Origin of the sequence: Campylobacter sp. BCW_6877 (assembly GCF_001762445.1) — a bacterium.
In the GTDB taxonomy this organism is placed as follows: Bacteria; Campylobacterota; Campylobacteria; order Campylobacterales; family Campylobacteraceae; genus Campylobacter_D; species Campylobacter_D jejuni.
Map to the genome: position 1 here is coordinate 1 of NZ_MJWW01000027.1, position 8,331 is coordinate 8,331.

Below are 8,331 nucleotides of genomic sequence, written 5' to 3' on the forward strand. Positions count from 1 at the left end.
AGGTCGCTTAGCTCAGTTGGTAGAGCGCCACCCTTACAAGGTGGATGTCATAAGTTCGAGTCTTATAGTGACCACCATTTTATAAAATCATAAATAGGTTTTATAATCTCTACTTCTTTACTTTGGATGCAGCGGTAGTTCAGCTGGTTAGAATGCCGCCCTGTCACGGCGGAGGTCGCGGGTTCGAGCCCCGTCCGCTGCGCCATCTTGCTTGGTAACAATTTTATAAGTATAATTTGCAAAATAATAAAAAATAGAGCTAAGGAAAAAAATGCTTATTATTGGACATAAATTATTAAAAAATTTAGATTTTTCCTTTATTGAAAGTGTTGAAGAAGTTAAAGACAATAAAGTTTATTGTATTGTTTATGATGAAAAATTGATTTCTTATTTAAGTCAAAATGATTTTGAATTTGCTATTTTAGTGCAAAATAAAGACGAGATATTTTTAGCCAATGCTTTAGGAGCTAAATTTTTGCTATGCAATGATAAAAAACTTGCAAAATTTGCTAGCAAGGTTGCAGAATTTTATGTTTTTGATAGTAGGGTTTTAATGATTGTTGATAAATTAGAGAATTTTAAAAAATTTTATAAATTAAAAATCGATGGAATTATTTTAAAAGATAATATAGATAATTTTCCTAAATTTGTAAAATAAGTGCTAATTGACGAGGTTTAAATAATGCAAAAAAAATCTTTTTTGAAAATTTACGGATTAATTCCTTTTTTACTTATAGCATTCATCAATGCTTTTGTGGATTTGGGACATAAAATTATTATTCAAAATACTATTTATAAGGCCTATGAAGGAAGCGAGCAGTTATTTTTAAATGCTATAGTTAATGCTTTGATTTTACTTCCTTTTATTCTTATGCTTTCTCCCTCGGGTTTTTTAGCGGATAAATATCCAAAAAATATTGTAATGAAAATTTCAGCAATTTTCAATGTTATACTCACTTTAATAATTTGCATTTGTTACTATAGCGGTGCTTTTTGGATGGCTTTTATTTTTACTTTTATAATGGGAGCACAAGCAGCGATTTATTCACCAAGCAAATACGGTTTTATCAAAGAACTTGTAGGAAAAGACTTTCTTGCTATGGGCAATGGTGTAATTAATGCAGTAAGCATTATGGCAATCTTAGCAGGAATGGCTTTATTTTCTTTAAGTTTTGAAAGTCTTTATAGCTCTACGTATAATCAAACAGATGAAATTTTAAAAGAAGTAGCGCCTTTAGGAATTGTGCTAATTTTATTTTCTTGTATCGAAGTATTTTTTGCGTGGCGTTTACCTAAGCTCAAACAAACAAATAAAGATTTAGTTTTTAATAAAAAAGACTATATTCATGGAAAACTTCTAATAAATAATCTTAAGCTTGTTTTTAAAAATAAAACTATTTGGCTTTGCATAATAGGAATTTCATTTTTTTGGGCTATATCTCAACTTTATCTTGTTAGCTTTCCTGTCTTTGTCAAAAATGAACTTTTCATAGAAAATACTTTTTATGTGCAAATTTCACTCGCTTTTTCTGGTATAGGAGTGATTTTAGGCTCTTTAGTAGCTGGTAAATTTTCAAAAAATTATATAGAACTTGGACTTATTCCACTTGGTGCATTGGGTATGTTTTTAATGGCTTTTTTAATGCCTTATTTTATAAGTTTATTAAGTTATAGTTTTTTATTTTTCTTTTTTGGATTTTGTGGAGCTCTTTTTATCGTTCCTTTAAATACTTTAATCCAGTTTCATGCCAAAGAAAATGAATTGGGGCAAATTCTTGCAGGAAATAATTTTTTTCAAAATATTGCCATGTTAGGATTTTTACTCTTAGCAACTTTATTTGCAAAATTTGAAATCAATGTAGTTTATTTGTTTTATTTTATTACTTTAGTAACCTTTATAGGAAGTTTTTATATACTTTTAAAACTTCCCTTTTCTTTAGTGCGTATACTTTTAAGCATAGCTTTTTTACAACGATACCGCTTACTTGTAGAAGGTTTTGAAAATATACCAGAAAAAGGCGGAGCTTTGCTTTTGGGTAATCATATTTCTTTTATTGATTGGGCTGTTGTACAAATGGCAATTCCAAGAAAAATTTATTTTGTTATGGAAAGAAGTATTTATTCTAAATGGTATATTAAAATTTTTCTTGATAAATTTGGTATTATTCCTGTATCAAGTACAGGAAGTAAGACGAGTTTAGAACTGATAGCAAAGCATATCAAAGAAGGTAATTTAGTTTGCTTATTTCCTGAAGGTACGCTTTCAAGACATGGACAATTAAATGAATTTAAAGCAGGATTTGAATTAGCTTGTGAATATTTAAGCGAAGATGATGGAAAAATTATTCCTTTTTATATAAGAGGACTTTGGGGTAGTGCTTTTTCAAGAAGCGATGAAGAATTTTCAGCAAGAAACCGCACTTTAAATAAAAGAAAAATTGCTATAGCTTTTGGTAAAGCTATGCCTTTGCATTCTAAAAAAGATGAAGTTAAAGCTAAAGTTTTTGAACTTTCTTTTATGGCTTGGAAATCACAATGCGAAGCTATGCATACTATAGCAAGAGCTTGGATAGATACAGCTAAAAAAAATCTAAATCAAATAGCTATTATCGATACACTAGCTGGAGATATTTCTTATAGAAAAATGTTGAGTCTTAGTTTAATTCTTAATTTTTTTATTAAAAGAAAATCCAAAGAATTAAATATTAACCCTCGGCGTGGAAGTTACGCTCCTAAAGAGGAAGCTATAGGAATTTTATTACCTGCTTCTTTTGCAAGTTCTTTAACCAATCTATCTGTTTTAATCGCAGAAAAAATTGCAGTAAATCTTAATTTTACGGCTGGAGAAAAAGCTCTAAAAGCAGCTATAAAAAATGCGCAAATTTCACAAATTTATACTTCTAAAACTTTTTTAGAAAAATTAGCAAATAAAGGTATAAACCTAAATTTCGATACAAATATACATTTAATTTATTTTGAAGATATTGTAGAAGATTTTAAAATGCAAAAAACTAAAATTTTTAGCATGATGTTAGCAGTTAGTATTATACCTAGTTTTATACTCAAAAGCATCTTCACTCCTTCAAAAAACAATCTTGCCATCGCAGCTATTTTGTTTAGTAGCGGAAGTGAGGGTTCTCCAAAAGGTGTTATGCTCAATAACCGTAATATTTTAAGCAATATAGCACAAATTTCTGATGTGCTTTGCACAAGAAACAATGATGTCATTCTCTCATCTTTACCACCTTTTCATGCTTTTGGACTTACCGTAACTACATTTTTGCCTTTGCTTGAAGGTATTAAAAGTATCACTTTTGCAGATCCAACTGATGCCTTAGGGGTTGCCAAAACTGTTGCTAAAAATAATGTCACTATTATGTGTGGAACTTCAACCTTTTTAGGAATTTATGCAAGAAATAAAAAACTTGATGCTTTAATGTTTGAAAGCTTAAGAATAGTTGTATCAGGTGCTGAAAAACTAAAAAATGAAGTAAGAACTGCTTTTGAAATGAAGTTTAAAAAAAGCATTTTTGAAGGTTATGGAGCTACGGAAACTACACCTGTAGCGAGTGTAAATTTACCAAATCGTTTTGATGCGGATTATTGGCTTATACATCGTGCCAATAAAGAAGGAAGTGTAGGAATGCCTCTACCTGGAACTGCGGTACGTATTGTTGATCCAAATAATTATGAAAATTTAAAAACAAATGAAGATGGACTCATACTTATAGGCGGTCATCAAGTTATGGTAGGCTATCTTAATAACAAAGAAAAAACCGATGAAGTTATTAAAGAAATTGATGGCATAAGATGGTACAACACGGGAGATAAGGGACATTTGGATGAAGATGGTTTTTTATATATTATCGATCGTTATTCTCGCTTTGCAAAAATTGGCGGAGAGATGATTTCTTTGGGTGCAATAGAAGAAGAAATTGCCAAATTTATAGACACTGAAGTGGTTAAATTTTGTGCTACATCTTTAGAAGATGAGAAAAAAGGGGAACAAATTGCTTTACTCATAGAATGTAATAATGAAATTTTTGAAAGAGTATGTGAGGCTATAAAAAATTCTAATATACCTACACTTTTTAAACCTAGATATTATTTTCAAATAGAAAAAATTCCCCTCCTAGGTTCAGGAAAAGTTGATCTTAAAAAAGTTAAAGAATTAGCTAAAAATTTAGCCATATAATTTGAGCTTATAACAAAGCCCAAATTAAAATTGGCATAGAAACAAAAGCAAAAAGAACTCCAAAGGCTACAGCACTTACGGCTAAATTGCTATCTAGTTTAGCTTTCATTACCATAGCTCCTGCTAAGGTCATAGTAGGAGCTGCGCTTTCTATAATAGCAACAATGGTAGAATTTTTTAATTCTAAATTAAATATTTTTAAATAAAATACAAAAAATAAAGGAGCTAAAATCATTTTAGCAAAGATGACAATTACTGTAGGTTTGTAAGAGGTTTTAATCGCCATAAAGCCAAGTCCTAAACCTATGGCAAAAAGTGCAACAGGGGTTGCAGAAGCGCCAAATAAACGAATAGGAGAGAAAATAAATTCAGGTAAAGTAATTAATTTGCACAAAAAACCAAAAAGCAAAGCTAAAAAAGGTGGAAAACTAAGAATTTTTTTAACATTAGCAAGTAAACTGACTTTTTCTCCATTTCCCAAAGAAAGTATAAAAGGTCCAAAAAGTGATATAGGTAAAGTTGTGGCTAAAGCATCGTAAAATATAACTTCAGCGCTAAATTGTGGGTCATTAAATATACCAGCAACAATAGGCATACCCACAAATATAGTATTTCCAAAACAAGAAAGCAAAAACATACTGACTAAAGTTACTTTAGAAAAATGAAAAACTTTTCCAATAAGAATAGCAAAAAAAGCTGCTAGTATACAGCTAAACAATCCAATAAAAATAAAAATAATCAATGAAAAATCAAAATTTAAATGATATGCTTTATCGAAAATCAAACAAGGTAAAGCAAAAATAATAGCAAAATCTAAAAAAGTCCTAGCTTGTTTTTGCTTTAAAACGCCAATTCTTTTGGCAAAATATCCGCCTGCAAGTAAAATAAAAATTGTAAATAATGGTATAAAAACAAACATTGAATAATCCTTTTTAAGGGATGGTTTTTGAAAACGGATAGAATTATATTCTTTATACTTAAAAAAAATCTTAATATTTTTTAAGTTTTTTAAAAAAACCAATATTTTTTATTTTTTGTAACTTTAAGAAATTGTAAGTTGAAATTTGATTTTGAATAGTTGGTATTTTAAGTTGAATGATTATAATTTTAAATAATGGTGCGGTTAGCGAGATTTGAATAATGCTAATAAAAACACTACTATACAATATTTATAAATAGCATAAAAATAAAAAGTTAGGATAAAAGTTAGGAAAATTATAAACATTATGTTTATTCCTATTTTTTTAATATTTTTACCATTGTATTTAAAAGTGTATATTAAAGAGTTGATTGAATATATACCGCTCCCGCTAAAAGAAGCGAGAGCATAGGCGAGTGATTGATTGTTATATATTGTTTGAATTGGAGTTTAATTTTTTTCAATTTCTTCAAGATTATATAATGGTTTTCTTACATTTGTACTAATTTTATATTCCTTAATATATCCTGACTTAACCCAATTTCTAATTGTTAGGATATTTACATTAAGCATCTTTGCTATTTCTTCTCTATTATAATATTTTTCAACCATTTTTCCTCTCCTTTTTTTTGGGGGGGGGGTCTTCTATTTTCTGAAAATCGAGAATGGTTTCTTTTGATATGTAATAACCTTTTTCTAATTTAAAGCTTTTTAGAACACCTCTTGAGTTCCATACACGAACTGTTGTATGGGTTACAGAGTACATTTTTGCAACTTCATCGACAGAATAATAAGTTTGCTCTTTAAAGCTTCCATCTTCTTGTAGTTTTTTAATTATTTTCATTCTATTGTTATCCTTTCTAATTTTTTTCTATAAAATCTTTTTCAAGCAAATAATCTTTGTTAATGTTTAAAGAATTTTTAGCTCTTGTAACTGCCACATACAAAAGATTTAATTCTTCTTTTGCTATGGTAATTTGTTCTCTTTCTTCAAGTTCTTGCTTGATGTTTAAAAAATCATCAATAATTTCAACATTATTCCACTCTAAACCTTTGCTCTTGTGTCCTGTACTTAATATCAAATCAGCTTGTTCTTGTTTTTTAACACAACTTTTTTCAATATCTTTAATAAGCTTTATAATATCGCTATGCACATATTTAAAAAGAACAAATATTTTTTGTTTTAAGTCAACCTCTTTAGTTAGTTTCGTTGATATATTCAAGAAGTTCTTTTAAGTCGGCAAATTTTGCAATAAACTGATTTTTGATATATTTGTGTTTTTTAAACAGAAGATTTTGTATGTCTAATAACTCATCAAAACTATAACTATTCACCCCTCCCACAAAAAATAATTTTTTATTCAAATTTTTTACTGCTATATCAAATAGTTTAGCATTGGTTCTACATATTATAGCTTTTGCTTCATTTTCATCATTTCCCTTTCTTGGTTTTAGCGTTCCTTTAAAATCTCTTGGGGCATTTAAAATTCCCAAATAAGAATTGGCAATAGTAGCTATGCTTTGTGGGCATCTAAAGCTTTGAGTTAGATATAAAATATGAGATTTTGGCATAGATGCTAATACTTCTAAGGAATTTACAGCACCTCTGAATTTATAAATGCTTCGGAATGTATCTCCTATAAAAACTTTTTTAGCTTGCTTTTGGTTAAGAACAATGTCGATAACACAAGCGTTGATATCCTGTGCTTCATCCACTAAAATAAAATCATATTCTAGCTTTGGTTTTGTAAGTTGAATTAAAAGAAGTTATAAATAATTATTTGTATAGTAAAGAACTTGAAAATATAGATTTTACATCTATAAAATTGTTTGAAGGACTAATTGCAAAATATAAATTTTTTACACTGAAGATAAATTAAATACAATAAAACTAAAGTTTTATGAAATTGTTGGAATAAAACTTAAAAACATCAATAAGATAAATCAAGATAAATATTTATTATCAATTTCTGATGTTGTATGTGGATTATATGAAATTTTATTTATATAGATAATATATATTTAAAGAACACTTTATTGTTTTATAGGTGTATTTTTAGATCTTGTAGAATATTCTTTAGATTATCAAGATGAAATGCAAATAAACGATATAAAAACGACTTTTTTAGTCAATTTTCTTAATTATTTAGAAAATAATTCAAAAAATGGCAATAAACTATCAAAAAAAACAAAAATAACTTATTTGAGAGTATTAACTAGCTTTTTTTCTTTTATAAGCGATAATAATGATGATTTGTTTGTTTTTTCCTTTGATATGAAGAAAATTAGATTTAGAACAGAAAAATCAGAAGAAAATTAAATTATCTTAATGAAAATGAAATTATAAGGCTAAATAATGTTTTAGAGAAAGAAAAAGCAAAAAAGAAGTTTACAATAGTTTTAGAAAAAACTTATGCTTTATGGAGGACTTAGAATTTCTGAAGCTTTAAATGTAAAACTTTGTGATTTTGAAGAGGTTGATGATGAAATATTAAAAATATCCATAATAGGCAAGGGCGGTAAAGAACAATTTGCATTTATTAAAAAAGAAGAAGTAGATGATGAGCTTGAATATTTTAAAGAAAATATCCAAGATAGTGATTACATAATGCAAACTAGCACAGGAAAACATTTAAATAGAAGCAATGCTTTTTTGATTGTAAATAATATTTACGCTAAAGCTTTGATCAGCAAAAAAGGACTTCATTTGCTTAGACACACTTTAGCCATGAGATTAACAGCCAAAGGAACAAACCTTGTGGAATTCTAAGACATGCAAAACTAAATACTACTGCTATATATGCCAAAGCAACAAATGATACAATAAAAGCTGCGTTATTGAATAATTAATTTTTCTAAAATTGAGTATTTGCATAGACTTCAAGAAGAAGTCTATGTGTTTAAAATTGTTCTAATAAAAGTTTAGGTTCTCCGCCAAGTATTTTGATGAAATTTGCAATTCTTGATTGTATTATTTCTACGGAATACATACCTCCTAAACCGCCTAAAGCATAAAATAATTCTTCGAAAATGTCTTCTTTGTTAAATTCAAGTTCTTCTATGTCAATAAGAACAGGAGTTCGGCTACATTTTTGTAAATTTTGATATATTTTGACTAAAATCTTGATTTTTTGTAGATTACTTTCAGCCTCTAAATAAGAATTTAAGTGTATTATTAGGGTTTTTATGAGTTTTTCTCTATTTTCTTTATTTTCAA

The 8,331-nt window shown here is 28.1% G+C and carries 9 protein-coding genes and 2 tRNA genes; 5 read left to right on the plus strand and 6 right to left on the minus strand.

The genetic code is table 11. The features are described 5' to 3' along the window. Position 1 precedes the first annotated feature (1 nt). The 4 genes from AJ936_RS01695 (at position 2) to AJ936_RS01710 (ending at position 4,195) form a co-directional block, all read left to right on the plus strand. Positions 2–77, plus strand: a tRNA-Val gene (locus tag AJ936_RS01695). Positions 78–128: 51 nt separating this feature from the next. After that, positions 129–205 (plus strand) — tRNA-Asp (locus AJ936_RS01700). 66 nt (positions 206–271) lie between these two features. Further along, the gene (locus tag AJ936_RS01705) at positions 272–658 is read left to right on the plus strand and encodes a hypothetical protein (RefSeq protein WP_044779481.1); all 387 of its coding nucleotides are present in this window, start codon (positions 272–274) and stop codon (positions 656–658) included. Between the two features lie 24 nt (positions 659–682). Further along, on the plus strand, positions 683–4,195 hold the full coding sequence (locus AJ936_RS01710) for an acyl-[ACP]--phospholipid O-acyltransferase (protein ID WP_070273990.1): 3,513 nt from the start codon (positions 683–685) through the stop codon (positions 4,193–4,195). A 7-nt stretch (positions 4,196–4,202) separates the two neighbouring features. Here AJ936_RS01710 and AJ936_RS01715 read toward each other — a convergent pair whose 3' ends face one another. The 5 genes from AJ936_RS01715 to AJ936_RS10500 all read right to left on the minus strand — a co-directional run bounded on the left by AJ936_RS01715 (position 4,203) and on the right by AJ936_RS10500 (position 6,830). After that, positions 4,203–5,114 carry an AEC family transporter gene (locus AJ936_RS01715; protein ID WP_070273991.1) on the minus strand — a complete coding sequence of 304 codons (912 nt, stop codon included), beginning with the start codon at positions 5,112–5,114 and terminating at the stop codon, positions 4,203–4,205. 450 nt (positions 5,115–5,564) lie between these two features. Beyond that, the gene (locus tag AJ936_RS10255; protein WP_153882520.1) at positions 5,565–5,726 is read right to left on the minus strand and encodes a helix-turn-helix domain-containing protein; all 162 of its coding nucleotides are present in this window, start codon (positions 5,724–5,726) and stop codon (positions 5,565–5,567) included. Next, the gene (locus tag AJ936_RS01720) at positions 5,719–5,958 is read right to left on the minus strand and encodes a helix-turn-helix domain-containing protein (protein ID WP_044780280.1); all 240 of its coding nucleotides are present in this window, start codon (positions 5,956–5,958) and stop codon (positions 5,719–5,721) included. Before AJ936_RS01720 ends, AJ936_RS10255 begins: the two co-directional genes overlap by 8 nt. A gap of 16 nt (positions 5,959–5,974) precedes the next feature. Further along, entirely contained in the window at positions 5,975–6,337 is a 363-nt protein-coding gene (locus AJ936_RS10495) for a 3'-5' exonuclease (protein ID WP_250540854.1), read from the minus strand. Beyond that, positions 6,312–6,830: a hypothetical protein gene (locus AJ936_RS10500; protein ID WP_250602279.1), complete on the minus strand. Its 519-nt coding sequence runs from the start codon at positions 6,828–6,830 to the stop codon at positions 6,312–6,314. The genes AJ936_RS10495 and AJ936_RS10500 overlap by 26 nt, the downstream gene beginning before the upstream one ends. Positions 6,831–7,527: 697 nt before the next feature. Here AJ936_RS10500 and AJ936_RS10505 point away from each other — a divergent pair. Beyond that, positions 7,528–7,884, plus strand: a complete 357-nt coding sequence (locus tag AJ936_RS10505; protein ID WP_148116010.1) for a site-specific integrase — start codon at positions 7,528–7,530, stop codon at positions 7,882–7,884. A gap of 130 nt (positions 7,885–8,014) precedes the next feature. On the opposite strand, the gene AJ936_RS01735 is transcribed toward AJ936_RS10505, so the two are convergent. Then, positions 8,015–8,302 carry a hypothetical protein gene (locus AJ936_RS01735; protein WP_172671472.1) on the minus strand — a complete coding sequence of 96 codons (288 nt, stop codon included), beginning with the start codon at positions 8,300–8,302 and terminating at the stop codon, positions 8,015–8,017. Positions 8,303–8,331: the final 29 nt, after the last annotated feature.

Coding starts and splice junctions, on each gene's coding strand:
- AJ936_RS01705 (WP_044779481.1), top strand. CDS start 272: ATGCTTATTATTGGACATAAATTATTAAAAAATTTAGATTTTTCCTTT.
- AJ936_RS01710 (WP_070273990.1), top strand. CDS start 683: ATGCAAAAAAAATCTTTTTTGAAAATTTACGGATTAATTCCTTTTTTA.
- AJ936_RS01715 (WP_070273991.1), bottom strand. CDS start 5,114: ATGTTTGTTTTTATACCATTATTTACAATTTTTATTTTACTTGCAGGC.
- AJ936_RS10255 (WP_153882520.1), bottom strand. CDS start 5,726: ATGGTTGAAAAATATTATAATAGAGAAGAAATAGCAAAGATGCTTAAT.
- AJ936_RS01720 (WP_044780280.1), bottom strand. CDS start 5,958: ATGAAAATAATTAAAAAACTACAAGAAGATGGAAGCTTTAAAGAGCAA.
- AJ936_RS10505 (WP_148116010.1), top strand. CDS start 7,528: ATGCTTTATGGAGGACTTAGAATTTCTGAAGCTTTAAATGTAAAACTT.